The sequence below is a fragment of the Neptuniibacter sp. QD37_11 genome, from assembly GCF_047778105.1.
Lineage (GTDB): Bacteria > Pseudomonadota > Gammaproteobacteria > Pseudomonadales > Balneatricaceae > Neptuniibacter.
Window position 1 is genome coordinate 440,856 of sequence record NZ_CP180554.1, and the last position, 25,628, is coordinate 466,483.

General features: G+C 44.4%; 31 protein-coding genes. 24 read left to right on the top strand and 7 right to left on the bottom strand.

Features of this window, described 5'->3' with window-relative positions; translation table 11 throughout:
• Positions 1–156 precede the first annotated feature (156 nt).
• The 7 genes from ACMXYT_RS20080 (at position 157) to ACMXYT_RS20110 (ending at position 3,642) form a co-directional block, all read left to right on the top strand.
• On the top strand, positions 157–327 hold the full coding sequence (locus ACMXYT_RS20080; RefSeq protein WP_415913392.1) for a hypothetical protein: 171 nt from the start codon (positions 157–159) through the stop codon (positions 325–327).
• A gap of 134 nt (positions 328–461) precedes the next feature.
• On the top strand, positions 462–890 hold the full coding sequence (locus tag ACMXYT_RS20085; protein WP_415913393.1) for a hypothetical protein: 429 nt from the start codon (positions 462–464) through the stop codon (positions 888–890).
• Between the two features lie 18 nt (positions 891–908).
• Positions 909–1,034, top strand: a complete 126-nt coding sequence (locus ACMXYT_RS20090) for a hypothetical protein (RefSeq protein ID WP_415913394.1) — start codon at positions 909–911, stop codon at positions 1,032–1,034.
• A gap of 30 nt (positions 1,035–1,064) precedes the next feature.
• A complete protein-coding gene (locus tag ACMXYT_RS20095; protein ID WP_415913395.1) occupies positions 1,065–1,241 on the top strand; it encodes a hypothetical protein in 177 nt (58 codons plus the stop codon).
• A 4-nt stretch (positions 1,242–1,245) separates the two neighbouring features.
• Complete coding sequence (locus tag ACMXYT_RS20100) at positions 1,246–1,494, top strand: hypothetical protein (RefSeq protein ID WP_415913396.1); 249 nt, start codon at positions 1,246–1,248, stop codon at positions 1,492–1,494.
• Positions 1,495–1,618: 124 nt separating this feature from the next.
• On the top strand, positions 1,619–3,280 hold the full coding sequence (locus ACMXYT_RS20105; RefSeq protein ID WP_415913397.1) for a hypothetical protein: 1,662 nt from the start codon (positions 1,619–1,621) through the stop codon (positions 3,278–3,280).
• Entirely contained in the window at positions 3,277–3,642 is a 366-nt protein-coding gene (locus ACMXYT_RS20110) for a hypothetical protein (RefSeq protein ID WP_415913398.1), read from the top strand. The genes ACMXYT_RS20105 and ACMXYT_RS20110 overlap by 4 nt, the downstream gene beginning before the upstream one ends.
• Before the next feature lie 51 nt (positions 3,643–3,693).
• Here the strand turns inward: ACMXYT_RS20110 and ACMXYT_RS20115 are convergent, their stop codons facing one another.
• From ACMXYT_RS20115 to pqqA, 3 genes are all read right to left on the bottom strand, one after another.
• The gene (locus tag ACMXYT_RS20115; protein ID WP_415913399.1) at positions 3,694–4,812 is read right to left on the bottom strand and encodes an RCC1 domain-containing protein; all 1,119 of its coding nucleotides are present in this window, start codon (positions 4,810–4,812) and stop codon (positions 3,694–3,696) included.
• Between the two features lie 16 nt (positions 4,813–4,828).
• Positions 4,829–5,947, bottom strand: coding sequence for an RCC1 domain-containing protein (locus ACMXYT_RS20120; protein ID WP_415913400.1), 1,119 nt, complete (start codon positions 5,945–5,947; stop codon positions 4,829–4,831).
• 181 nt (positions 5,948–6,128) lie between these two features.
• Positions 6,129–6,200, bottom strand: a complete 72-nt coding sequence (gene pqqA / locus ACMXYT_RS20125) for a pyrroloquinoline quinone precursor peptide PqqA (protein ID WP_415913436.1) — start codon at positions 6,198–6,200, stop codon at positions 6,129–6,131.
• 158 nt (positions 6,201–6,358) lie between these two features.
• On the opposite strand from pqqA, the gene ACMXYT_RS20130 reads away from it, so the two are divergent.
• From ACMXYT_RS20130 to ACMXYT_RS20150, 5 genes are all read left to right on the top strand, one after another.
• Complete coding sequence (locus ACMXYT_RS20130) at positions 6,359–7,639, top strand: hypothetical protein (RefSeq protein WP_415913401.1); 1,281 nt, start codon at positions 6,359–6,361, stop codon at positions 7,637–7,639.
• Between the two features lie 55 nt (positions 7,640–7,694).
• The gene (locus ACMXYT_RS20135) at positions 7,695–8,234 is read left to right on the top strand and encodes a hypothetical protein (protein ID WP_415913402.1); all 540 of its coding nucleotides are present in this window, start codon (positions 7,695–7,697) and stop codon (positions 8,232–8,234) included.
• Between the two features lie 224 nt (positions 8,235–8,458).
• On the top strand, positions 8,459–8,872 hold the full coding sequence (locus ACMXYT_RS20140) for a hypothetical protein (protein ID WP_415913403.1): 414 nt from the start codon (positions 8,459–8,461) through the stop codon (positions 8,870–8,872).
• Between the two features lie 65 nt (positions 8,873–8,937).
• Positions 8,938–9,360, top strand: coding sequence for a hypothetical protein (locus ACMXYT_RS20145; RefSeq protein WP_415913404.1), 423 nt, complete (start codon positions 8,938–8,940; stop codon positions 9,358–9,360).
• A 78-nt stretch (positions 9,361–9,438) separates the two neighbouring features.
• Entirely contained in the window at positions 9,439–9,705 is a 267-nt protein-coding gene (locus ACMXYT_RS20150) for a hypothetical protein (RefSeq protein WP_415913405.1), read from the top strand.
• 62 nt (positions 9,706–9,767) lie between these two features.
• Here the strand turns inward: ACMXYT_RS20150 and ACMXYT_RS20155 are convergent, their stop codons facing one another.
• Positions 9,768–11,363, bottom strand: coding sequence for a prepilin-type N-terminal cleavage/methylation domain-containing protein (locus ACMXYT_RS20155; protein ID WP_415913406.1), 1,596 nt, complete (start codon positions 11,361–11,363; stop codon positions 9,768–9,770).
• A 266-nt stretch (positions 11,364–11,629) separates the two neighbouring features.
• Here ACMXYT_RS20155 and ACMXYT_RS20160 point away from each other — a divergent pair, with 266 nt between their 5' ends.
• From ACMXYT_RS20160 to ACMXYT_RS20175, 4 genes are all read left to right on the top strand, one after another.
• Positions 11,630–12,148 carry a hypothetical protein gene (locus tag ACMXYT_RS20160; RefSeq protein ID WP_415913407.1) on the top strand — a complete coding sequence of 173 codons (519 nt, stop codon included), beginning with the start codon at positions 11,630–11,632 and terminating at the stop codon, positions 12,146–12,148.
• 106 nt (positions 12,149–12,254) lie between these two features.
• Positions 12,255–12,674 (top strand): TraR/DksA C4-type zinc finger protein, encoded by a 420-nt coding sequence (locus ACMXYT_RS20165; RefSeq protein WP_415913408.1) that lies wholly within the window; start codon positions 12,255–12,257, stop codon positions 12,672–12,674.
• Positions 12,675–12,707: 33 nt separating this feature from the next.
• Positions 12,708–14,024, top strand: a complete 1,317-nt coding sequence (locus tag ACMXYT_RS20170; protein WP_415913409.1) for a hypothetical protein — start codon at positions 12,708–12,710, stop codon at positions 14,022–14,024.
• Between the two features lie 65 nt (positions 14,025–14,089).
• Entirely contained in the window at positions 14,090–14,572 is a 483-nt protein-coding gene (locus ACMXYT_RS20175) for a GNAT family N-acetyltransferase (protein ID WP_415913410.1), read from the top strand.
• A 50-nt stretch (positions 14,573–14,622) separates the two neighbouring features.
• Here ACMXYT_RS20175 and ACMXYT_RS20180 read toward each other — a convergent pair whose 3' ends face one another.
• Positions 14,623–15,654: a glycine-rich protein gene (locus ACMXYT_RS20180; protein WP_415913411.1), complete on the bottom strand. Its 1,032-nt coding sequence runs from the start codon at positions 15,652–15,654 to the stop codon at positions 14,623–14,625.
• Between the two features lie 189 nt (positions 15,655–15,843).
• Between ACMXYT_RS20180 and ACMXYT_RS20185 the strand changes: the two genes are divergently transcribed.
• From ACMXYT_RS20185 to ACMXYT_RS20220, 8 genes are all read left to right on the top strand, one after another.
• Positions 15,844–16,713, top strand: coding sequence for a phosphoadenosine phosphosulfate reductase family protein (locus ACMXYT_RS20185; protein ID WP_415913412.1), 870 nt, complete (start codon positions 15,844–15,846; stop codon positions 16,711–16,713).
• Between the two features lie 235 nt (positions 16,714–16,948).
• A complete protein-coding gene (locus tag ACMXYT_RS20190) occupies positions 16,949–17,500 on the top strand; it encodes a hypothetical protein (protein ID WP_415913413.1) in 552 nt (183 codons plus the stop codon).
• 237 nt (positions 17,501–17,737) lie between these two features.
• Entirely contained in the window at positions 17,738–17,929 is a 192-nt protein-coding gene (locus tag ACMXYT_RS20195) for a hypothetical protein (protein WP_415913414.1), read from the top strand.
• A gap of 100 nt (positions 17,930–18,029) precedes the next feature.
• Positions 18,030–18,992, top strand: coding sequence for a hypothetical protein (locus ACMXYT_RS20200; protein WP_415913415.1), 963 nt, complete (start codon positions 18,030–18,032; stop codon positions 18,990–18,992).
• A 165-nt stretch (positions 18,993–19,157) separates the two neighbouring features.
• Positions 19,158–19,616 carry a hypothetical protein gene (locus ACMXYT_RS20205; protein WP_415913416.1) on the top strand — a complete coding sequence of 153 codons (459 nt, stop codon included), beginning with the start codon at positions 19,158–19,160 and terminating at the stop codon, positions 19,614–19,616.
• 141 nt (positions 19,617–19,757) lie between these two features.
• Complete coding sequence (locus tag ACMXYT_RS20210; protein WP_415913417.1) at positions 19,758–20,054, top strand: hypothetical protein; 297 nt, start codon at positions 19,758–19,760, stop codon at positions 20,052–20,054.
• Between the two features lie 197 nt (positions 20,055–20,251).
• Positions 20,252–20,926, top strand: a complete 675-nt coding sequence (locus tag ACMXYT_RS20215; protein ID WP_415913418.1) for a hypothetical protein — start codon at positions 20,252–20,254, stop codon at positions 20,924–20,926.
• Between the two features lie 81 nt (positions 20,927–21,007).
• Positions 21,008–22,681, top strand: a complete 1,674-nt coding sequence (locus ACMXYT_RS20220) for a hypothetical protein (protein WP_415913419.1) — start codon at positions 21,008–21,010, stop codon at positions 22,679–22,681.
• 307 nt (positions 22,682–22,988) lie between these two features.
• Here the strand turns inward: ACMXYT_RS20220 and ACMXYT_RS20225 are convergent, their stop codons facing one another.
• Together ACMXYT_RS20225 and lolA are read right to left on the bottom strand one after the other, a co-directional pair.
• Complete coding sequence (locus ACMXYT_RS20225; protein ID WP_415913420.1) at positions 22,989–24,575, bottom strand: hypothetical protein; 1,587 nt, start codon at positions 24,573–24,575, stop codon at positions 22,989–22,991.
• 325 nt (positions 24,576–24,900) lie between these two features.
• Positions 24,901–25,539 (bottom strand): outer membrane lipoprotein chaperone LolA, encoded by a 639-nt coding sequence (gene lolA / locus ACMXYT_RS20230; RefSeq protein WP_415913421.1) that lies wholly within the window; start codon positions 25,537–25,539, stop codon positions 24,901–24,903.
• Between the last annotated feature and the right edge of the window lie 89 nt (positions 25,540–25,628).

A 25,628-nucleotide genomic window follows, 5' to 3' on the forward strand; every position in this document is an offset into this window, starting at 1 on the left:
TTATAATAAATAAAACAGGACTATCAACTAAGAAGCACCTCCTTAAAAACTTTCCTACATAGGAATGATAAATAAAAGGCGTTATATGTAACTTGACTTAATCTTAATTTTCATTATAATTAAAGACAATTAAAGATTGCTGAGAGGAAGTAAATTATGAAACACGCAACACTAACGGTGAATGGTCGACACGTAGCAACATGGAAAACATCATCCTCTGTTCCAGCGCAGGCGCGAGGGTACATTTCTGACGAAGAAATGCGAAAGCCGTCTTTTGACGATCGCTGCTGGTTTCAGGGCGGTAATTGCCGACTGAGTATTAAGTAGACTCGATTAATATTCGTTAGAAGCCCGGTTTTCCGGGCTTTTTTGTGGCCTAAATTCAACCAATAGCTAACCACTACTTGCATTTATTATTATAATCATTATAATAATAAATAAGACATGAGAGAGGATCTGTCATGAAAGTACTTGGCTATAAGATTACTTCAAGTGGGCTAACCTTTGCAGAAAATGCATGCGGGCAAATTAACAAACGTAGTGATAAAAACTTGAGACGACGCGCCGCTCAGCGTGATATTGAGCATGGTCGAGCTTTGCCTAGCCGTGGCATGAAAGAAACTATTCGCCTTGCTCGACTATATGAGTGCCGCACACTATTTCTCTCAGCCCGCGAGAATCTAAAAAGAGCGCATTTTCTGAAAAATGGAGGCGGTACAGAAAAGCAGATTAGCATTTTGTGTACGCATAACCATCGGGAACTTCGCGCTAACGGCTTACCCTTGGATCGATCAGGCATTATAGAGCTTCAAAAAAAGCGTGTAGAGGTGAAGTATACACAGCTGATACGAAGTCGCGACTCCCATTGCAGTGGCGCTTGCCTACCCTAATTACATGAGGTTGAAGTTATGATCACAAAACACAATTTAGCGTGCTTCGGTCTTGCGACACTTCATCTTGGGATTGCCTTTGCAATCTTTACTATTGTATTTATCGCCCCTCATTACCTTGAAACGGTATTGGAAGGCATTTAATATCTATTTTTTTAACGAGGAATAACGCTTATGAAAAAGTCATTAATTGCAGCAGCAGTTGCAGCATCCCTACTTTCCCTAACAGGTTGCCAAACAATGCAAGGCCTTACTGACGGCTTTTCAAAGTCCGACTCAGAAAAACAGGAGGCTACAACAGAGGCCCCTAAGAAGAAAAAGATCCCTTTAACTGATCTATCAAAGTCATAATCCTATGAAGGACATGATTGGGCGCGTTTATGCAAAAGATGCTGGGAATGGCCGCGTCATACTGATTGGTGCTGCTGTTCCGGGTAAGCTCCAAGCAGGTCAGGTGTACGAGCTGTCAGAATGTCTTGGCCAGAAAACCTTTGAGCCTATTGGTGAAAGCCAGATCACAGGTGATGAGGCCGATAGAGGTAGCGTCGATAGGCTACTTGCATTATCGCATGGTCGACACTGCATGGTCGAAGGGGTATCTTAAAACTCCCAACAAGGAAGGTATGAGCCGGAAAGTCGAACTCATACACTTCCCCTCCTTGATTAATCCATAAAGCACACTTACTATAATGCCAATGATTAATTTCTATAGATTTAAGGCTTAGTGCGTGTCAAACAGTTCAATCCAGCCCGTATTTGATCTGAAGTATTTCTCCCCTTCAAAAATTGTATCCAATAAAATACTATTTGAAGAAATCAAACTTACTCAGCTTGATGAGTGGACGCTTTTCACTCACAAGTTACCTCAGATTCACCAGAAAACAATCGCATTATGCGAAGAAGCTGGCCTTGAAACGACACTTAGCGCCATTCTTACTTGTAATAAACAAAGCATTTCAGAAAGTGATAAATCTAACTCTATCTCCCTATATCGAATAGCAAAACTTCAATATTATCTACTTAATAATATTAAAGTGACCAAACGGGAAATCTATGGGCATGTTTTAACCGGCCGCCTTGTCGAGTCTCAGACCCTCCGTGAACGCCTCAAGCGTCAAAGTTCACCTAAGACAGGCTCAGAGCTAAGCACTGAGTCAAGCAAGCCAGCCTTGCCTATGCGCATTATTGATAATCACTTATCTAGCTTAATCGTAAAGGTAACAACTCGCATCAAACATCAGGATTTTAAAATCTTTAGGGATCGTTATGGCTTAGACGGACTCCCTCCTGTCAGTTGCACTCAACTGGCAGATCAATATGGCAGCTCTAGGACAAAAATCAGTCACCTAATGAAAGCATTGCTTGAAAGCTGTGTGCGTAAAGTTAAAATCCCCAGCAATGAAATCTGGAGAAGCATAGAGGTTAATTTTACATCGACATACATCGACCTCTTTCCAACTACCGCAAAACATTTTCATAATCAAAAGGCTTTTGATAATTTCTTGTTCCAAATAACAGGCCAAGGAACTTATCCCGCAAAAGCAAAGAAAATGCTTCCCTATAAAGTTAAACTTAATTCAATATTTTCAGAACATGGCAATCACCTTAAACCTAACGCCTTTGCTGCTAAGCTTAACGAAACTATAGGAACTGATACATATGACACTCGGTATATCCAATGGCTGATCAACAAGGGCGTTCTTTGCTTGCGAAACGGTAATACACACCCTGTTTCAATGCCCTTAATACCAACAGTTGCATTCGTGCTTCATGATTACAAAGATGGTTTGTCTTCCGAAGACCTGTATAACATCATCCAAAAAGATGTCGAATTTAAAGTAAATTCTGGCACTGCATTAAAGAGCGTTGAATCTTTCCGACAACAGCTCTATAACGCAAATTCCTTCAACCATTACTACTGTAGTAAAGGGCTAAATAAGCACTGTCGCTTCAATACCCTCTTAGGCAAAGAAGCATTTATCTGCAAGGCAATCAAGCAGCACATTCAAAGATCTTCTCGATCCCTTATGTTCTTGGATTTTATCGCTGATGATTTAAGGGATACGCTCAGCAATGCTTGCTACCAAGACCTACGGCAAATCGTAAGACTACATGCGGAAAGATTCGGCCTCTATTTTCAAAGCCGTTCTTGGGTAGATTATATTGGCACCGAACCCTTGCCGACATATACCAGTCAAGCAAACATCCTTTTTGATGTCATTAGAAACAGCACTAAACCTGTTCCTGAAAGTAAATTAAGAACACATATGCGCCCATCTACGAATGGTACATTAATGAATTACATCAGTGATCTGGTCAACAGTGGGCTCATCGCTAAGAGCGAACATGGATACCAACTCCCCCCAACAAACAAAGAGAAGCGTAAATGAACTATCTAGAGCGTGCGTTGGTTGTCCGACAACCATGGGTCAGCAAGATCCTTTATAACCATAAAGATTGGGAAATGCGTAGTCGCAATACCAAGGTTCGAGGCCCTATCGGATTGATCGAGGCTGGTAGTGGGTTGATAGTTGGTAGAACTGAAATCATCGACTGCCTCTCTTTTCTAGCTGCGAAATCCCTACAGGATAACAAAGATCGCCATCAGGTAGACAACCTAGCCTTGCTAGAAAAATGGCATACCGCATGGGTATTAAACAATACCCTCTCATTCGACTCTCCCATTCCCTACAATCACCCACGCGGTGCGGTCACGTGGGTCAATATAGAGTCCTATAAAATCCCGATATAATAAACTCGCTCACCCAAAAGGGGCCATAGATTTTCCATCACCTAAATGACTTTATTGCGGAATAGCCACAAATGTATCTCGATTAGTAGTATCCCCTTGCCCAAGTTTACCAGCCGAACCATTACCACCTGCCAGTATGTCGCCCCCATTTGAAATGTAGATAAACTGATTACCAGCGGATAGAAGTGAATCGGCAGCCTGACCTGTACTCTTAAATCCATCAGTATAGTGATGACCTGCGCCATTCAACACTAATGCCTTGTTAGCATTATTCCCTGTCGAATAAACAATACCATTTTGAATAGCATACGAAGCTGAATACCCAGCCATAATCGAGTCCGCTGCAAACCCTGTGTCTGTAAATACCATTCTAATCGTGGTATCCCCATGACCCGTTCGTCCATTCGCTCCTTCCCCCGTAGACCAAACAGTCCCATCTTTCAAAATTAGAGAATGCACGTGGCCTGCAGAGACTGCATCTACGGAAATACCAAGGTCAACCCAAGACGGCGCGTCCGTCCCACTTCCGGTCCCCATTCGCCCGTAAGAACCTTTCCCTGTTACATAAAGATTCCCATTATTAATAGCAAATGAATGATACGTCCCTACAGCAATACTCTCCGCAGACAAACCTGTGTCTACAAAGCTATACGACGGTGTCTCCAAACCTGAACCACTGACGGCACCCGTAGCATAAACCCTCCCTCCAGATAGAGCCAAGGTATGTGACGTACTGCCCTCGACATATGAGGCATTAAAGCCGGTTGGAGCAAAATACAGAACATCACTTCCAGAGGTACCAAGCCCTAACTGCCCGGCATTATTCCTACCCGCCGCATAAACTTCACTATTGAGAATGGCGTAACTAGTATACTGTCCAACGCCAACAGAATCTGCTGCAAAGCCAGTATCTTCCCAAGCATATCTATCGACCTTATCACCCAAACCTAATTGACCATCATTATTACCACCTACCACCCAAACTGTATTATTATTCACACCCAAACAGTGATGCACTCCACATCGAACACCATGCAGCCCGTCTGGCGCAGACTGCTGCACTGACTGCGGTGAAAAATCCATACCCATTGGGACGCGATACTGAAACTCCGCTTTCGCCGAAGACGCAAAGAAAAGGGCAAGAAGACTAACTAAACATAACTTCTTCATAAAATCCTCTGAATTATTATTGTGTCATTTCTAGGAAAACAGATGAGTCCTGAATAGCTCCTTGACCTAACTTGCCGTAATCACCATTACCGCCTGCAAGGACAGCACCATCATTCATAATATAAAGAAATTGAAATCCGGCACCCTCTAGTGAATCGGCAGCCTGACCAGTGCTTTTAAAGCCTTCTGAAGAAGTATAACCCTCACCATTCAAAACCAATGCGCTGTTACTAGTTGCTCCGGCGGAATACACAACACCGTCTTGAATGGCATATGAATTTACATGCCCACTAATAATCGCACTTGCCCTAAAACCCGTGTCAGTAAAAACAGTTCTATCCCCATTATCCCCATGACCCGTTCGTCCATACGCTCCTTCCCCCGTAGACCAAACAGTCCCATCTTTCAAAATTAGAGAATGCGCGTGGCCTGCAGAGACTGCATCTACGGAAATACCAAGGTCAACCCAAGACGGCGCGTCCGTCCCACTTCCGGTCCCCATTCGTCCGTAAGAACCCTCCCCTGTTACATAAAGATTCCCATTATTAATAGCAAATGAATGATACGTCCCTACAGCAATACTCTCCGCAGACAACCCCGTATCCGCAAAGTTATAACTATTCGTAGGTAAACCAGTACCCCTCTGCGCTCCAGCACCGTAAACCTTTCCATTAGAGATGGCTAGACTAAATCTATCCCCACCTGATATATACGATGCCGTAAACCCCGTACTAACAAATTCCTTTAAAAAACCACCGTCATAACCAAGACCTAACTGCCCATAATTATTAGGTCCTACTGCAAAAACCTCACCATCCTTAATGGCAAAGCTATGATGAGATCCAGCACCAACAGAGTCAGCGGGTAATCCTGTATCTGTCCAAACAGACCTGTAGTCAACGTCCCCCAAACCCAACCTACCATCATCCCCCCGGCCCACACTCCAAGCTGTACCGTTTTTAACACCCAAGCAATGATAAATCCCACACTGTATTCCGGACAATCCTATTGGAGCAGATTCCTGTGCTGCCTGTGGTGAAAAATCCATACCCATTGGGACGCGATACTGAAACTCCGCTTGCGCCGAAGACGCAAAGGCAAGCGCAACAAGACTAACGATTAAGCTACTTTTCATTATAACTCCCGCGAGGGTTTGTTTTATTATTTTATTATAATACCAAATAAAGCAGGAAATTTCAATATTTTCAAAAGATTAAACCAAACTACGGACAATGAAGTCTTGGGTACTCTTTTATCTCAATTAGGTAAGAAAGTAAGAAGGGGCAACAAAGCTACCCCTTGTTAATAAATGCAAGCTAGCGGTTGGCGAAGTACATCGTTACTTCAAAACCAATACGCAGATTTGTATAACTAGGTTTTCCCCACATAGTACTTTCCCCTTAAAGAGTGGTTTTAACTTATTCAAGATAATAAAACACAGCCCTGAAATCAAATAAAATCACTATAGTATATAGCCTGCAAACATATTGCCTTTTGTGTCTTTTTCATTATAATTATACTTACAACCTAAAGGGAGACTCTCAGAATGACAGGAAATGAAATTTGGCTGGTTGATCTTGGCTTATATGACATGCTCGCAAGCGCTGGCTATTATGAAGCAAAGAGTGTTGCGTTTAGCGCTCTAAACTCACTGGTGACGCTGTACATTTCATTTCTTCGTGATCTATTTGGAGTGTATATTTCTGACTGGTCAGAAAACGGCCTTCTTTGGGCCTCACTGATGGGATTTGTGGTTTTGCGGTATCTTTTGTTTAAGCGATATTGGCGCAAACAGATCAAGGACCTTATTTACCGAGCTATCGACAAGCGTGACTACCAAACCTATTATGGTTTGCTAAAAACAAGCCCCCCTATACTAGTTGGCACTGACAGCTTTGATTACCGCCCTTGGTTTGGCTGCAGTGCTGATATCGCGGAACTCAAGTACAGTGAAATTAAGTCATGCACGGTAAAATCCGTAGGTTTTTTTAAGAGTATCGTAGTTATTGATGCTGATTCTTATGGCAATTGGTGGGAAAGCCGTACTGTTTATAGTGGCAACTCATGGTCTGCTTATCGCCTCTGTAAGCGTATCAACTTCCTGCGTAACCGACCTCAGAAATGGAATAAAATCCATAGACTGATACACGGTCACAATGGCACAGCAAACTGGATTTGCGCTCAGGTGCTTGGAGTTCTGTTTTTGGGCTGGATTCTAGCTCAACATCATTACTTTATGCCTTATAAGCAATCCACTGTTCTACTGCAGGAATGGCAGCGTTCCAACCATGCAGAACAAATGTGGAGTGCAGCTAACCAACTAAAGAACTATCAGATTCAGAAAGAATTGGCTTATTCAGATGCTTATGCCGATCTTCGCTGGTCTGAATTGAGTCGAATGCAGACAAAAGATACTGGATGGGAATTCGGTCGATGGAACCTTCTATATCAAACCAATGCGCAGCACAGACGGAAACTTGTTCCTGAAGACTATGGTGACGATGCGTTTGCCTTATCCTCTTATCAGCGTTTAGAAGTTGCGAATGCTCTGCGAGGTGTATTGTTTAGATCTGGCATTATTAAGTTTGGCAAGCCGATACGGGTGGCTCTACCTGCCGACTATGATGGTAACTGGGTTAAAGCCAGTATCTATAACTATGACGTATACAAACTTCACTATGATATGATGGATTACTATCTGCAACTCAAGCGTGCCAATGAGCAAAACTTAGCCAAGACTGATCCTGAAGCTTATGCTGAAGTTAAACAACTCTATGATCGTACAAAAAATCGCCTCCGCAGCTATCGCATGCTTTATACGGGCTAACTCAAAATAACCTAGGCGAATTAACACTCCTAAGGAAAATCAGATAGGATCATAAATGAGTGATATAGACTTACCAGCGTACACCCGACCATATCTGCGATCCCAATGTGTCTTTGGGCACATTACACCGGAACTGATCTTGAGTTTAAAAAAATATATTGGGTCGCGCAAAGTACTGGAGGTGTATGCAGGACAAGGTTATCTGACCTATTATTTGCGAGAACAAGGCATCACTATCCAAGCAACCAGCCTATTTAATTCTCACGACGCAACATGGCTACGCGGAACCAAAACCCGGGTTGAGGAAAAAAGCTGCTTATCGGCCGTCAAAGAGTACTCTGGACTGTTCGACATTCTCCTTGTCGTCTGGCCTACTACCGATGAAGATTTGGCGAAATCTGTGCAATACCTTTCCAAGGATATTCCTATAATTTTTATCGGTGAAATCACCGACTACGACCAGAACTTTCTTGGCGGCTGTGCGACTGACAAGTTCTTTGCACAAGTAGAAGAGCGACATGAAGAGAGCTGTCTTATCGAATACGACCGAGGTGGCATCGGATGTGATCGGGCTGCAGTTTTTTATCGGAAATAAGGCTGAACGGACACTCATTTACTTCAGGTGCTTGATTATACCGTTATTTTCATTAACATATAGAATAGCCTGTCAACACGACTTATTTGGCTGTAAGTTGTACAACCTCCAAATATGGTTTCGCGTACTCATACACTTACGAAGAGATTAGAAAATGAGCTTAAGGGTGATAAACTTAAGCCTTATAGTATATAGTTTTTAAGTTAAATAGGACGATACAAGCCATGCTGTACAGACTTCGCAACTTCATTCATGAGTACACTCGACCGAAACGCCCTTGGACAGACTTCGATTTTTCGATGCAGCCTGTGGGTATTGCTGGCACATATGATCAATGTGCTCTCTTAGTTTATCGCACTGCCCTAAAAGAAGATGCAGAGATGATTTTTCTTGCCAATATCGTCAAGACGGACCCTGAGGCATCACTTTATGCCTTGGCAGGCCTGAAGATTATTAACTCACCGCAGCTTGCAGTACAAACAGCCGTAGTTAGCCAGATAGACGCTATAGGCCAGTTCTCTTCTGGTGGCTGTATGTCATCACCAATGTCGACCGCTGTTGCCGCAGAGCACCTACTTCGCGATGAATCATTAACAATAAGTAAGGCTAAAGCAGTTACAGCCTTAGCAAAGATGTAGATGACTAAAAACTCAACTAACTAATTGCTTGAATTTTATTACTCAAACAATATTGGAATAAATAAATGACCCCAGAATTAATAAAAAAGCGTGAAGAAGAAAAATCCCGTTTAGAAGGCTTTCGTAAATTAGGTGAAAAACATGGCCACGCTATTGATGAAACACACCTCTTTTGCATGTATGGCTTTGGAATTGCAGGTTCACTTTCCGATGAAGCAAAAGCAACCTATGAGATCGCGAAACGTGATGATGCTGAGGATACTTTTGTGGATATCATCTCCCCTGACGAACCCCTCTACTCACTGCATGCAATCGCAGGCCTGAAAATTATTAACTCCGACCAGCTAGAGGCCAAGGCAAAGTTAGTTTCTAACTTTGCTGGACAAGTGACGTACGGAAGAGGTGGATGCTGCTGTGAAATTGTGGATATGGCCGAAACCGTCAAACGGATTTTAGCAGACCCTTATCTCAGCACAGATAATGCTTGAAATTAGCCTTACTATTTATAGCTTGCTATTTGTTTAATTTTCATTATAATATGCCTTAAAGATTAAGGAGAGTGTTAGGTGAATATTCGAATCCACGATATTAAGACCTGTGAGATTTCTACGAATGCGGCGGTTATGGATAAGCTTCACAAGCAATTTGGTGATTCATGCTGCATGAAAGCTCAAAATGACCGCATGGTTATTTTTGACATGGATGATGTTGGTGACTTGGGCGTAGGCCAAGATCTGCTTTCGATTCTGCTCGAAGAAGATCCACAATCAACAACCATTCCAAAATTATTGGAGCAAGCCGCATCTTGTCATGAAATCCGTATTACCTGCTAACCCAATCAAGCAGAGGGTTTTACCCTCTGCTTGATTGATGCTCGACGGATTAAACTGTGGCTTTAAGCTCCATTCTCGATGCCACCTCCCGCTGCCCAACCCGGCGTTTCACATTCAACCTTCCTTCTAGAATAGGATATCTCCGGCTCACTGTACTCACCTGTAGTTAAACAAGTAAAAATTGTCTGAACAGTGTACCTATATTGACCACACGTATTACCATATGTATCTGAGGCATAGATCATTCCATCAATACTACCAACAGCCACTCTGGGAACATTCTTGGAGCCAGTTGTACTATGTGAAGATGATTTATTATAATTAGAATCCGTTATTTTTTTATTATACTTCTCATACTTTAGTGTTTGCGCCTCACAATGCGTAGCCACCTCAAGTTTTCCGTTCAGCTTCTCCCACTTGTTAGATGCACAACTAACAGCTGCGCCATTCGCCAACTTTGCCAAAGTGCCTAAATCATTGCAATGTGCACCTTCCGTTACTGTCATGCCTAGATGAAGGTAGCCATCAATATATGAGTCACTACCTGCCCTAAACCCACCTTTAAGCTCAGCTTGACCGTTAATAGTAGCATTACCAAGAAAGAGAGAATTACGTGAAACCGTTAAATTCTGCAAGGCAATCAACCTTTCTTTCACAATCGCATCACCGCTAATTGTCGTTTTTCCTAGTATGGATGTATCTCCCTTAATTCGAGCATCACTATCAACTATCAACTGCCCCCCTGCAATCAGATCGCGATCTGCAACTACATCCCTTGAGGCCAATAAATCATTACCCGCAACAACATTGTTGTTGGCGATAATATTAGCCCCTGAGCGCACATCCCCCTTAATAGCGGCCAATCCATCTACATTAAGGTCATCTTGAACATAGAGCTCACCTAGAATTTCAGAATCATACTCTACGACCAAGTCTCCCGTTAGAGAGCCTGAATTACCTAAGATTAACGTACCTCCATTTTCAGCCGTAATCCGATTAACGCCTTGTAGATTATTATCTTCAGGATTCGTGCCGGAGAAGGTGATGGAGCCCTTCATTTCATTTGTACCATTCGTGCGCAGCCAGATATCATCACCACCCGGTGCATTATAAGCAGTCATGGTAATAACAGCCGTCTTGGGATCAGAGGAGACAGAACCAAAAGTGGACGAAATAGGAGCAAATACTGAAGAATATCCTGCAGCTGCAATAGCAGCTAGGCCAGCCAAGTCTGATCGTTCAACTCCATCTCCAGTTTTAAAGGGGGTTGTCGATGTAGCTACTCTCACAACTGGGTCAGAATCCGCATTGAGACCTTTAGTTACAACGGATGTAAATGCCAGTTGTCCGAACTCTATTACCTCAGGGAACGAACACGGCAAATACTCACGCGCCGCATTCCCGCCACACGTAGTTGATTTCAACCACCTTACACCCGAGTATGTTCCCGTAGGGAGTAAGGCAAAACTAGCTACCCCATTCATGGTGTAAGCCTTAATTGCATTGTGGTATTGGTAGAGTTGTTGTCCGATTTGGCGTGACTTCTCTTGCCTGATTTCATGTGTCTGATAGTGCGCTGACATCACAATTATTACAGACATCACCATAAGCACGAGAAGCGTTTCCAGTAGGGTAAAACCTGAGCACTTTGACTTCATGATTAATCAACTAATTATTTATTTTTATAGTGAATATAAATTGAATTATATAATAAAAAAATAATATATTCAACCTTGCATGTATATGCATGTCTATACTGCCCGCAACTTGCATTCAGACTCCAAATTAAAGGTCAAGTAACACTACCCTTCAACTCAAAAACCAGCAACTACCAAAATTAAAAAGTTGTTTACTATAATGAATAAGTTGACTTAAATGATTAATTCATTATAGTAATTCAGAAATAGAGAATGAGATTAGCCTGATGATTTATCCCTTAGCTTACGTAGTTGGCGGTACGCCAGAGTTAAAAGATGATCCCAATAATTTCTTCGTTAAGATCTTTGGGAATGCAGAAGATCGGGAAGCATATAGCCTAGGATTAAAAGAAAAGCCTTTAACTGAAAATCAAGTTTGCTCTCCTAAACAGGCGCAGCTCTACCAAGAGGCACGAGCGCTTTCCAAGGGCTTCGTTGAGGTGGAGATAATCGATGATGCGGAAGATCCGCGGTTCTGCACATTTAAAGTGCCAGTCAAAGTGCTAAATGAATTTGCCACTGAGCCTCCTAACTCATGGCAAGGGGAGATTAATTTATTAACCGGCACTATTTCATATAGGCCCTTTACAACAGTTCCTTTGAAAGGCCCATTTTCGTTTATTCTACCAGCAGATGAGTCCGTGATACCGACGGAGCTCCTTGGAACACGGGAAGATGATATAGGCCTTATCTATGATCTGCAGGCTGACCTAAGTCGAACACCTTTGCCTTTTACAATCGAATAACTGATCGCCCTTGAATAAGTTCGCACAGACTCATTTTTACACAACCGTCGAGTGCGCTTAATGATCCATCATGGGCCCATACACTAATTTTAAGTCGAGATACTCAATGACTCTTACAGTAGTTAATACCAACACATACACTAAAGCGCCTTCTGAAGAATACATGAACCCAAAACAGGTTCATCATTTTAAAGAGAAATTAGTTCACCAAAAAGCAGAGCTAACTCTCGAGATTGAAAGACAAGACAATGGCGTGAAATCTAGCGCAGAAAAGCATGCCGACCCCTTGGATCAAGCACAGCAAGTTGAGGACATGGGCTTCAACCTCCATGAGCGCCAACGTAAGGTAAACCACGTAAAAGCCATCAATCAAGCATTGGATCGCATTAGTGAAGAGGACTATGGTTGGTGTGAAGAGTGTGGAGATGAAATTGGCCTTAAACGCTTAGACATCAACCCAACAGCGTCTATGTGCATTCACTGTCAGTCTGCACAAGAGCAAAAAGACCAGCATCGCGCTGCCTAACTAGGGCACCCTAACCCGTAGAGGATATAGCCGTTGGAATCATATTTTGTCGCCCTACGCATACAGCACGACCATGGCCACCGCAGCGAACATGCTGAAAAAGTTGATAAACTGCCTCCCCTGAGTTGCGAGGAGGCCCTTGTGCACATGGGGCTTTATGAGCACGAACTCAACGAGGATCTCATTGAGGCCTTTAATGGTGACCTATTCCTGACCGATAAAGCTTTCAACGAAGAAGGGTTAAGGGATTATTTGGCATGGTGCGCTGACGATCCACGACGTCAGATTAAATTCTTCTATGATAAGCCTATGATTGGCGGATCAGAGGAACTTGGATTTGGTGTCCCGTTAAAGCTTTTTACCGGCGATGTATTTGCATTGATGATTATTGAAAGAGAAGCAGCCATAAACTTCTCTCCTTTTAGAATCCAACAATCAGATGTTTCACTGTACAGCTGCGTAGCCGTAGACGAAAAAGAAAAGCTCGATGATGCGGTCAAAACGTGCAATGCGCACATTCCACATAACCCCAGCAACATCAATGAAGCTTATCTCAGCGAAAAGGTACAGGCCTCTATTGAGACGATTGATGCCTATGTCGAGGAGTTTTTTAGCCACCTCCCTTACGAAATCGATAAAGGACTTGAGTTCCTAGTTCATGACTGGGTGGCTAGTGATAGACATTACTTCTGCTTTGCTGTGAATGATTACGAATATACCGATGAGCAATATGTCTTCCTGACAAAGAACGGGTCAACCATTACGGTCACATATCCAGACATCAATGGATTCTTAATGAGTCATGGCGCAGACTCATTGGCTCAACTTGAACTGTTCAATCAGTACCTACAAGACGCATTGCCTGACGGCTACTCACTGGACATACAGTGGGATTGCGCTAATGGATACAAAGTTTCCAATAAGCTCTTGCTGGTACTAGCAGGTCCAGATTGGAGGGACGATAAAGTCGATGCAGACACGAAGGCCAGTTTTAGCAACCCCCAGACCTTCGCCAACTACTTGAAGAAGCACGGCATCAATTTTATTGAGTACAACAACTTCAAAACTTGGTCTGAAAGTGCACCTCTCGCACGCACCTATTCATGCTTAAATGAAGAATCATGTGACGTAATTAATTTCCAAATCCATAATTTTGATTGCAATGATAGCTCCGAACTCGATGCGTGGGTCTCCACGCTAGAATCGGCGCTCAATGTAAAAGGTGAGTGTATAGAAGAATATACGCAGGATTGGGATTTTATCGGGCACGGTGAGCGAGACAAGTACCACTCATGCCAGCTTGAGTATCCGAGCTACGTAGGAACCTATCGCTTTACATTCATCGATTAAATCCTCCGCAATAAAGGCAGTGCGTATGCCGAATAACGTCAATTAAAACATAGAGCAAATAACTTATGCCGCATATGACCAATCCCCATGATGGACTTGTCGAATTTCAGAAAGCTCTCGATCAGGGCTTGATACAATTATCACCTTGCGAGGTGCATAAAGACATAACCGTGTTTAAGGACGAGCCCGATGGGACGCTACGCCTAACCTTTGCGGCACTGGAAGGTACTACGGTCAAAGCGTACGCAGTCTTTATCTTGGCGGAGCCACTAAAGGGACTGTCTTGCTTTAGTGCTGGCTATGCGGTGCCCGAAGCGTACCGCAAACAAAGGCTAGGCACCGATATTCTAACGAAAGCCATTGATGAGCTGCGGAACGGGTTTGGTAACAACGGTGTCAGTGAGTTTTATATCGAGGCTATTGTCAGCCGGGATAATGACGCATCAAAGCGGCTCCTCGCCAAGGTGTTTAAGGCTGTGGCAGACGAGTGCGTGGATGAAGAAAGCGGAACGCCTGCCCTTGCCTACCATGAGTTGATCACCACTTAAATATCGATAAAGAAGAGGCCCCATGAGAATTAGGGGCCTTTTGATCTCGCTTAACTCATTTTAGTAATCTTAATGTAACCATGGCCTGCACCATTCCCCAAGAATTGGGTATTCTCACCCCATGACTTAGAGCCACCTGCGCCACCCGGAGCAGCACGGCCCGGAAGGTATGCATCACCCACACAACCAGCATTACCGCCGGTATAACCTCCGCCACCACCAGCGCCCGCATTGTCATCCGCCCTTCCTGCACCGCCACCGCCAAATCCGGCTTCTAAACTGTAATAACTACTGACGGATGCCCCCCTACCACCTCGAAAACTGGATGATAAACCCGGATAAAATCCCTGACCATTACTTAACCAACCTGCGCCACCGCCGCCAGTACTAGTTGTGCCTTCACCCCCTTGACCCAAAGAAGTCCCATCACAATAGTTTGGGTACGGCTGACCGGAGTTAAAAACCCCTCCAAAATACGTACCCAGTTCATTCGTCGGATCTGCATCCAAGCCTTTCGACCGGAAATCGTTGTATCCATAAGAGCCTCCCCCAGCACCGGCACCGCCACCACCCCCTGCGATAATCAAAGGTGTGCTACGATCCATGAAGACAAAACTCCCACCTCCGCCACCGCCTACGGAAATCCCGTTGGTTGTATATTGACTTTGCCCGGCATGACCAACCACAAGGGATACCACCTCACCTTTTACAAGATCAAACTCGGCTGACAATTTTGCACCATGACCACCATCCCCGTTCTCATTGGACCCCCCTTGACCCCCTTTCACCTCAATGAGGTAACGCCCATCAATAGGCACGGTCCACTTCTGAATTTCAGACAGAACGTTAAAGTTGTTGGTATCCGTTACCCAGTCAGCCGTGTAATGCGCGAGGCAGTTATAAATGTTAGGACCCCAGTAACGATCCATGCCACAGTTCGTAAAGGTGTGTGATGTGAAATCAAATAAAGCTTTTGGAGCCGTCGTAACATGCATACCGGCAGGTGTGCGGTAAACGAACTCGGCAAGCGTTGGCATAGAGATAGCAGCGCATAGCGCACCTACAAGGATAGAATGCTTCATAGAACGATCCTGATTGAATTGTTATTTTAGTTATAATAAATATCAAGTCACTTTTCGTCAATATGCAATAATATTGGACACACATAGCCTAACTGTAAGCGAGGTTCAACCACTGAAATACATCTGCGCTTGCCTTTAATTGGTTTTTCATTATAATAATCATTGCATCTGAAATGAGAGGGATTGGATATGAGTGATTTACTGAGTGAGCAAGGTTCGCTGCTGGATGTGTTTACCCCGGAAACAATTGATGATCTGGAATTTGTACGCAATACCATTAAGCCGCTAATCGAGCGTAACGCACTTTTTGTCGTCAATCACTCCGGTGGCAAAGACTCGCAGGCTATGTATGCAGTCATTCGAGAGCTGGTTCCTGACTCTCAGATTGTAGTGATGCATGCCGAGTTGCCTGAGGCTGACTGGGATGGCCTACGTGAGCATATTGAAGATAATGTAGTAGATACTACGCCTCTGTTGTATACGCGTGCTAAGAAGACCTTCTGGGACATGGTGCTGCATCGCGGCATGTTTCCAAGCCCTCAGTACCGTCAGTGCACATCGGATTTGAAGCGTGGTCCATTGGAAAAACTGATTCGTCATTACTTGAAGGATCATCCTGACCATAATGGCTTGGTGGTGAACTGTACCGGCATCCGGGGTGAGGAAAGTAATGCCCGTGCCAAGGCGCAACCTTGGAAATACAGCAAGCAGAACTCTAAAGCGGGTCGAGAATGGTATGACTGGCTACCTATTCATGGGCACCTAATCGGCGATGTCTGGAAACTGATCGAGCAGTCCGGGCAGTATCGCCACTGGGCTTACGATGAGGGTATGTCCCGCTTATCCTGTGTCTTCTGCATCATGTCCAATAAGAGTGATCTACGTACCGCAGCACGCCTGCGTCCTGATCAGTATCGTCGTGTAGTTATGACGGAGCGGAAGATCGGCCACACCATGATGATGCCGCGCAAAGGGATGGAGCCACAAACATTGGATCAGATCGTTGGAATTCCAATTGAGAATCTAGAAGTTGAGGCCCCCTCGGCCCACGTCGCATAGATTCACGGCAATAATGTTTTGACCCGGCAATGCTGCCGGGTTTTGTGTAGATTGGCTATTAGCTATTGATTAAAGTGCCTATTTCATTATAATATATATCAAAGGTGAGGACCTAGCGTTGGCCCGGGCAACCGGCTAAACCCCTACTCTGATTTACTTTCCTGACTGCATGTTATTCAGCTGGAAAGAGCAAGTGCCAACACTCAACAATCCAGTTATGAATGAGGTGCGTGTTATGCATATTATCAATATTTCTTCCCTGTCTGTTGCAGATCTGAATAATCTGGTAGCCAATTACCGTCAGGCGGCTTTTGATCGCAATGAGAAGCCCCAAAAGCTGAATCAGTCGCGAAATGAAGTGGCTAAGATGTTTGGCGCTCGCTGCTGGGACAGCCTTGTGGCTGCTGCAGGCAAGTCAGAACCTAATGAGGTCTGGGTGGCTGTGCGTGAAGTGACGCACAGTGAGTCTTCCTTTACCGAAAGCTTTACCGGCTCTTCTCGTGAGGATTTGTTCGACAAGGTCTGTAACTTCTGCCAAGAGAATGTGGCGGAGGACATTGATGAAGGGTATCTGTTTGAGGGGGTTGAGACTATCCATGATGAGTTGTCTGCTATCGACCTTGAACCCGAGCGTATAGCTGAATTAACCTACCACATTCAGCGCCTTAATGGTGGTGAAATCTCAACTGAAGTACTGCTGAAGAAGCTTACCAGCGAAGAAATCGCTTTGCTGTACTTTGAACAGCACAGTGATGAAGAAAAACTGACTGTACGCAGAGATAAGTAAACAACCTCACTAACCCAAAGACCGGCTGGGGCATCTGCCCCAGCATTACCAATAAGCGCGGAAAGCCCCTTCCTTTAGGTGGGGGGGGATGTCAACCCTTCTCACCCCCTCTTTGTTATAAATAATTCATTTATGTTATAGTTTATCTTATCAGTAGAGTTTTCTTGCTATGCCTGAAATGGTGTTAGATTTAAACATAATTCTATTCTCAAAAATAAGTATAAAATAGGTATTGAAATGTACACTATAGACATTTCCTCTTTGACAACTGCTGATCTAGATAATCTAGTACCCAACTACATCCAAGCTTGTTTTGACCGAAATGAAAAACCCCGCACCCTAGAGCAGTCTCAGAATGAACTGGCCGCTATTTTCGGAATGAATAGCTGGGACGATTTGAATGTCTCTGTCGATTCAAACGGCGTGTGATTTCAATTTAATATAAAAACTTTAAAGCAACAAAAACATCTTGCTTTTATATTATTTTTCTTTATAGTATTCCAAAACTTATCTTAAGGAAGAAAAATACATGAAAAAACGTCTAATTACTGCCGCACTTCTAGCATCCGCAATGGCAACTCCTATGGCGATGGCCAATCAAGTAAAACCAGAAATGACTGAGCTAAAAGTTTGTGGCGCTCTAATGGATGGTCATTATTATAAGGCTGCAGGCTGGATTGCTGATCGCTTTAATCGAGATATGGCTAAGCGAAATCTACCTGTTAAAGCTGTTCAGGTTGAAAACTTTGGTACACTGGACATTATTAACCAAATGAAATCAGGCGAATGTGATGTCGGTGTTGTGTCCGGTGATGGCTTTGCGTGGGCAACACGAACGGGTAAATTACCTGCCTTTATCACTGCTCGCCCGGGTCATACAGAAGCCATGCATTACATTGCCAATAAAGCCCATGGCAAGCACGACCTCGCAGACATCGAAAAAGACATCGAGTACCGTGTTGTTGTCGTTGAAGATGCCGGTGGTCAAGTCTTCCTTCAAAATATTGCCGATCAAGATAGTGGTTACGAAGTTAACTTGAAGAATGCTATCAAAGCCCCAGACTCCTATCAGGCTGGCCTACTTGCAGCACAAGGGTTTGCAATGGTTGATGGTCAGCGCGTTAAGGTCGCAGGCGCGCTTGTTGGGATTCGTCCGGGCAAACCTGAGTCGATTCAAAAAATCTTTAATGATTTCGGCAAAGACCTTGTCCTTGGTTCCATGACGGACGGTGACTTTGATGCAGCAAAAGATGCCGACGGCAATGATCTCTACTACGACGTAGTCATCCCAAAAGGCACTTACAAGGTTGAGCAGTCTGACAGCTTTGGTGGTCAAGCCGTTCTTGGGGTACGCGCACAACTGGTGTTTAATAACGACTCCACTAACGGTCTAGATCGTCGTACTAAACGATTTGCCGATCGCGCTATGATCTCGGCCATTGCAGGTGTGAGTAACAGTATGCGCAATGCTGAAGAGCAAGAAAACCAGTAATTAGACCTTAAATTAAAAGGGCTCTTATATAGAGCCCTTGTTTGTGAATAGCTTTTTAAATGCAGCTATTAGCTAAATATAACCATGCGCTTAACGCGACTGAAAAACTTCTCCTAACTTGAACTTCAGAATCCTAATATTGCATAAATTATGGCTGTTATTTTTATGAACGATATTGTAACCAACCCTTTTTTCATTGTCATAGTAGTGTGCAGTGGGCTCCTTGTTATTATGCTGTTTTGGGCTCATGCAAGCAGTGAACAAGGCAAACAAGATCTTGAAAAAAAATGGCTTGAGCAAGAAGCCTGCTTCTGGATTGGCGGGGGTGTTGTAGTGGTTCAAAAATACCAGCTGCATTTATATCCAAAACAAAAGAAGCTAATTTATGCAAAAGGTTTTAATGCGGTCACTGCTTGCTTTGGTGATGTTTTGGATGTGACGATGCATGTTGATGCCTCAAGCTCAAAACAATACTCAGCCTATATTAATGTCATGATGGCTTCTGGAGATTCCGTAAAACTTCTATGCAAAAACGCTAATGATGCATTTTCTCTGGGTGGCTCACTTAGAGATCAGTTTGAACTCATTTTCCCAACATTAAAACTGACAACTAAGGAAGCTTAATGACTAAACCTACGATCACACAAATGGCTGTATTCACCATCCTTACCAATAAGCGCGGAAAGCCCCTTCCTTCAGGTGGGGGAGGATGTCAAATCAGGCTTGGATGAGCTGCATCCGGGATTTTCCCCGCAGCTACATAAGATGAATCAACTACTGCTGAAGGCACAAGAGATCGCTGACCTACTCAATGAGGAAGACAAAAAACCTGCCGAACCGGAGTCGGGTGTCGAAGCGTGGTTGACCAGCAATGACGTGGGCAATAGTTCACTTTTCATTCTTAAGAATTTAAGGCCTGAAGCGCTTAATAAGCACCCTGATGAAGTTCGCTATGCGCACCCGCATGATGTTGGGGATTTTGTACGCTGCTTAAAGCTATTGGCGGCGGAACCTAGCCTAGTTGATGATTTTTGGACAATGCGCAATTGTTCGGATGTGTAGGGTCGGTTGATTCAAGAATGGCGTAATATTCATGATATGCTCGATGCGGTAATTCCTGAATGGCAACAGGGCGCAACTGGAACGGCACGGAAAACCCACGACCTGATCCAAGAGTGCATTCACTAATCCGCGCCTATGATTGCTTTCCTTTGTTTTTTCATTATAATAAATAATGAATTGAGAGAAGAGATACTTCTATGAAAGCCATTATTGACGCCGTAAAGAATGATCAGTTTGAGCGAGGTTGCCTCCGTAAGGAAAATTGCCGTCAGCCTTCGTTTGTAATGACGTACGACGTTGTTGGCTTCTGGTCTGAGCCAGTCAAGATTATAGTGCATCGAGAAGTTGAATGGTTACATGCTCAAGGTGAGTCAAGGGCTGACTGGTATGCGGAAGTTACTCACTCCTCCGGTGGGCAGAATACCAGAACCCACAAGGATGCGCTTGAAGCTGAGCTTAATTTTGCTGCTGCGGTGGTGGATGCAGTATCGACGGCCAAGGAAGTGGTTAAGAAAGCACACCTACTGGAAGCTGGCTATCAAGCGTATCAAGAAGATCTGAAGCAGCGTGAGGCGGAAGAAGAAGCTAAGCGCGCGAAAGCGCTAGAGAAAGACCCTGAAATCGGCATCGTACGTGCTAAGGACATCGTGAAGCAGATGGTTGCTCGCCTGAAAAACGACCAACGTTCGAAATTTATTGCTGGGATGCGCCTCTCGGACACTAAGTACGATGTATGCCTGATTAAAACGGGTGCCGGTGTCACGTTTTATGTAGACGGTGATCGCTGCTCTCGCGCTAAAGCAGAAGCGTTTATCGCAGGCAGTTCGTTTAAAAAGTCCGAGCTGATTCTCGTGCCGGGTTTTCGAGGTTGATTTAGATACACGAAGATGTCTTAATCTTGCAGTGCAGATAGATGCTTGCACAATAGCATTAAGGGATAAAAGGAGAGTTAGATGAGCATCATTAATCAATTGATAAAAAAACATGCAGATCAGCTACCTGAAGCGCAACAGTACATGCTAGCGCGCAGAGCTGAACGTGAAGCAGCGCGTGTTGAGCTAGCTAATATCCCTTACTTATCTCGCGTCATGATTAAAGTGGCGCCAAAAAAGTTTGAGCAGCCGGTTGATCTGTTTGGGCAGAAAGCCCCTTCATTAGCGTGTTCAGAAATTACTGTCGCTACAGCCATCGAACAAGCGGATGGCGGCTACGGCCCCGGACAACACCTTCTAAGTATGCTGATCTCAGATCAGAACCTATGTCGTCTGGCGTTTAACACCAATAACTCTGAAGGGATTCCGCTAACCGCAGTAACCGCTTTAGGAGAACAGATTGAACGGTTTGAGAATGCGCGGGGCAGTGCCGTCGATGCTGTTATCGGGACAGTCTCCGGTAAGGAAAACGATCCCACCAGCATGGTGAATGACGGTATTGCTCGTTTCCGTGAGGTATTAAATCAATCAGGTGCCGTGAAGAAGTCTGATGCAAAAGCCATATTGAGTTCAATCAATAAGGCGATGCAGAACGTGGGTGTTAACCACAAATTCTATGCCCGCCGGATTATGGAAAACCTCGCGAAGGATAAAGTTGCTCTACAGGGTGAGATTGCTAATGTGCTGGCAGCGCAACTGGATGGCCGCACAATGCCTGAGGCTTTGCCCGCTCCGGAAGGGATCTCTCGCGTAAACAACCCCATTTATGATGCGCTCTGTGGCTATGATACGATGGCTGAACGCGAAGCTGTTTACAGCCTGATTCAGCTGGAGTTGAAATCCCTGATCGAGACTTATGGCAAAGAGGGTGATTCGATCTATCTGGCTTCCTCTGAAAGCTATGATGCCCATGGCCGACGACTGTGGAGCCAAATAAATCACAGCGGTCCGGTAAGTGCACTGAGCAAGGATGAAAAGGATGCGCTAGAAACCTATGTAGGTAAGCTATGCTCTGAATTTAATAGGGTCAGTAATGCACATATTCTTGAGGCCGTAGCGCATGACAAAGCCCCCTGCCTCTCGGTTGATGTTACACGCGGCAAGTATGGTAAAGGCAATAGCCTGTTCTCTGAATACGATGCTGACTTTTCTTCAGTATTTACGTTTAAGTTCGATAATGGCTATGAGCTGATTGATGAGTTTGGTGACACTGATCTTCGTGCCAATGACAACATCATGACGCTGGAGATCGTCGAAGAAGACCTTATGAATGCCCTGCGTGGCTTTGCCAATGGGGGTTACGTACCTTGTACAATGACCACACTGGCCGGTCGTCGAGTTGACCACATCGACTACCACAATGCCGAACAGGCTGAGATCCTTTCACAGGCGGAGGATAACAATGAGGCTGTAGAAGCCTTTAAAGTCTTGGCAACTGAACTAACAAACCGACTGGAAGAGAAGATCTCCAATAAAGCTGCCAAGGCTGAGGTCAGTGCCTTACTGGACGAGTTTGAAGCGCGCTATGTGGCAGCAATGAACTCGCGCTTGGATAAGCTTGAAGATATTGGACAGCAATCCGCTGCATTAATTAAGCGAGATCTGGAACGATCAGTACGACGTTCCCTAGAAACCCTTAACCTGCCACAAGGCGATATCCTGAAGTCTGTAAAACTTCTGACGTCGGGTGAGTGAAACAAGATACCAAAGAGGCTATCAATGCTGCAATGGAACGTCATGATCTTGTGCAACGGCCTAATGCTCTGCTAGGCTAGTAACTATAGAAAAGTTTAGAGATGTTCGGCACATACTCTCTCAATCTCAGTGCCGGACGTCTCGACCTAACACGTGCAATCCCCTCACTTGGATTGCAAAACGAACAGAGGTGCCTGACCTCTCTCACATTCTCTCACAGGCACCTCACCGATCAGGGTCGGCCGGACCTCTCTCACATTCTCTCACCGGCCGACCACTTTAAGCACTTCTCAATCACGTCGTCTATTTACTCATAATTTGGCCCTTGTTCAAACTCAGTTGTATCAACTTTCATAATGATCTCTGTTAGCGTATCTGAAAGCGCTTTAACTTTAAGTTCACCTTGACTGTACTTAACCGGGTTAAATTTCTCTCCTTCCTTGAATGACATGTCATCAGCGGCGCGATGCAGCGCAATAGTAGCCTGTATGACCTCAGGCTGCTCAGCAATAACACAGAAGAAATCATCCACATCATAACGCTCATCCCGAAGGGGCATTACATGCCACAGAAACTCCTGTATGGCGGCAGGCGTATTAACGTTAGTGAACTGACGCAAAGATTCCAATTCAGGCACTTCATCATAGGTAAAGACCGTTAATACAGCCCATGTCGATTTAATGGCTTCCGCAAAGTACATTTTCGCTTCTTTAAATTGTTTCTTAATGAACGCATCAAACGCAAAGGCCAGACTTGCAATAGGCCGAGTATCACGACCATATTCCGGATGGATCAAGGCTTTACTCACACTCCCCTTTCCTCGAATCAACCGAAGGATGGCCACATAGTAACGGGCCCCAAATCCATCAGAACCCTGTATTTTCCAACATTTCATAAACCACTTGTATGCTTGCTCATATTTACCCGCATTCAGAGCAATCATACCGCCAATAAACAACATTGCAGGCCAATAGAAGCAATCCACATCATGCTCAAACCCCCACGCGGCAAGTTTTGGGTTGGGCGCATCTTTACCACGCCCCTGATAGAGCGTCTCAAACTGCTTTATCGCTCGACGCGCATAGGGGTACAACCTATTACCCCAAATTAAACCTTGCTCCATCCGCTCTTCGTCGGCATTAAAGGGGTTTTGTTTTGAATCCCAGTTGGATGTCCAGTCATCCTGCCAGTGCAGATCTGCATTGTTGTAGAGCCACAATGCAACCACCCACGGATTTTGGGGATAAGCATCTGCCATCTCTTGGAGGCGAGTTTCATAGGCCAGACGATCTTCATACGATGTCCTGTAAGGATCTGGCACGCAATCATTTGCCGCATCAAAAATCATCTTCCCTTCTTTTGTAAAAGGGATAAAGCATTCCCCATCATCCCGACAAACAAGGGTCGCATAATCATGAACCGTAGCATCACGAGCTGCTCGCTGAGCACCATTTGCAACATTAACAACCCCTTTTACGAAACCGAAAAGTTGTCGATGAATGGCCGGTTCATCAAAGAGGCCTATGTCCTTAAGCTTAAATACACCTTTTGAGTTAACAAGGTCATAATATTCAGGCATTTCCTGAACGACATCCCAAATCCGGTGTTCGCGGGCCATAAATTGCCCCGTAGTAATTTGAGCATAATCTCCGTCCGCCTCATCCACACGATGATTGCGTGCGGGGCCATCAAACGGTCCCGGCTCCCCGGTTTTTTTCATGATCTGTTGCAGTTCGTGATAGCCAGAATAGCCGTAGAGCTTCGCAAGAAACGCTTGGGATTTCTGGTACGGCAGACCGATCAGCCAACTCACGTTTTTTGCATAGGTGGAGAAATCGTCGAGGGATACGGGGCGGAAAGGGAGTGCAGGGTCATCATCAAACGGAAAATTCATAGCAAATGTCCTTCGTTTAGTGCAGCTCAAGGCACATTAAGGAGGCATTTTTGCGAATCCACTCGGCTCCGGATTACCAAGGGTTTGTGTACTATGCCTACTTAACATTAAGCCGCATAAACAAAAAACTATCTAACTCTGGCTTCCTTCAAGGATTCTGCACTTACAGTCGTTACTGTTCCGGTGTCAGAGGTTAACCAGCAACCTTGGAAATATTATAGGACCGTTCTTAAATAAATCAATCACAAAGCTCGGTTAAACCCTAATTATTTCCCAAGATAAGAAATCGAATAAAGATTGTGAAAATACTGAATAGGCAAACACCTTATTCTGTAAATACATCTACGCCATCAGGCACCACAAACGTAAATGTATCAAGGTTAATCTTAGGATTAAGCTCCTGATCTCGAAACAACACATGTGTCTGCTGCTCAAGCGAATCGACCATCAATAGCTCCGTCAGGAGTTTGCCAACAAAAACCAGCGTGATAATAGAAAACTCTCCTTCTTCAAAGGGGATCAGTTCGAAGGTTTTAATGTTATTAATATCACCCACCAGCATAATTTGATAAGCACTTTGCAGCTGATCAATATCGCCATTCAAAATCATCGCAGGCGCACTACTCTGAGAGCCATTAAGAGCACGGATCGTAACTTGTTCGAGATCGGGGTCATACAGCCAAACACGCTTACCGTCGCTAATAATTTCCTGAGGATAAGGCGCCTGAGTCTTCCAAACAAAACGACCCAGTTTTGCTAACTTTAGACTGCCTGAAGTACTTTGTGCCATGCGATCAGATTCACCCAGCGTTGTTTGCTCAAAGCGTGCACTAAAACTGTCGTAACTCCCAAGCAGATCTTTCAGGTCTTTACTCCCAGAGGACGCCAGTGCTGTGATCGGGCTTGAAAGTAGTGATAACACAACTGCAAACTTAGCTACGTTTTTAAATATCTTGTTTCCCATAAATACATACGATCCTTTGCTATGACAGGCATCAAACTGAGAAATATTATACAAAAAATAAATTAATAGTGAAGTCTGGCTAAATTAAC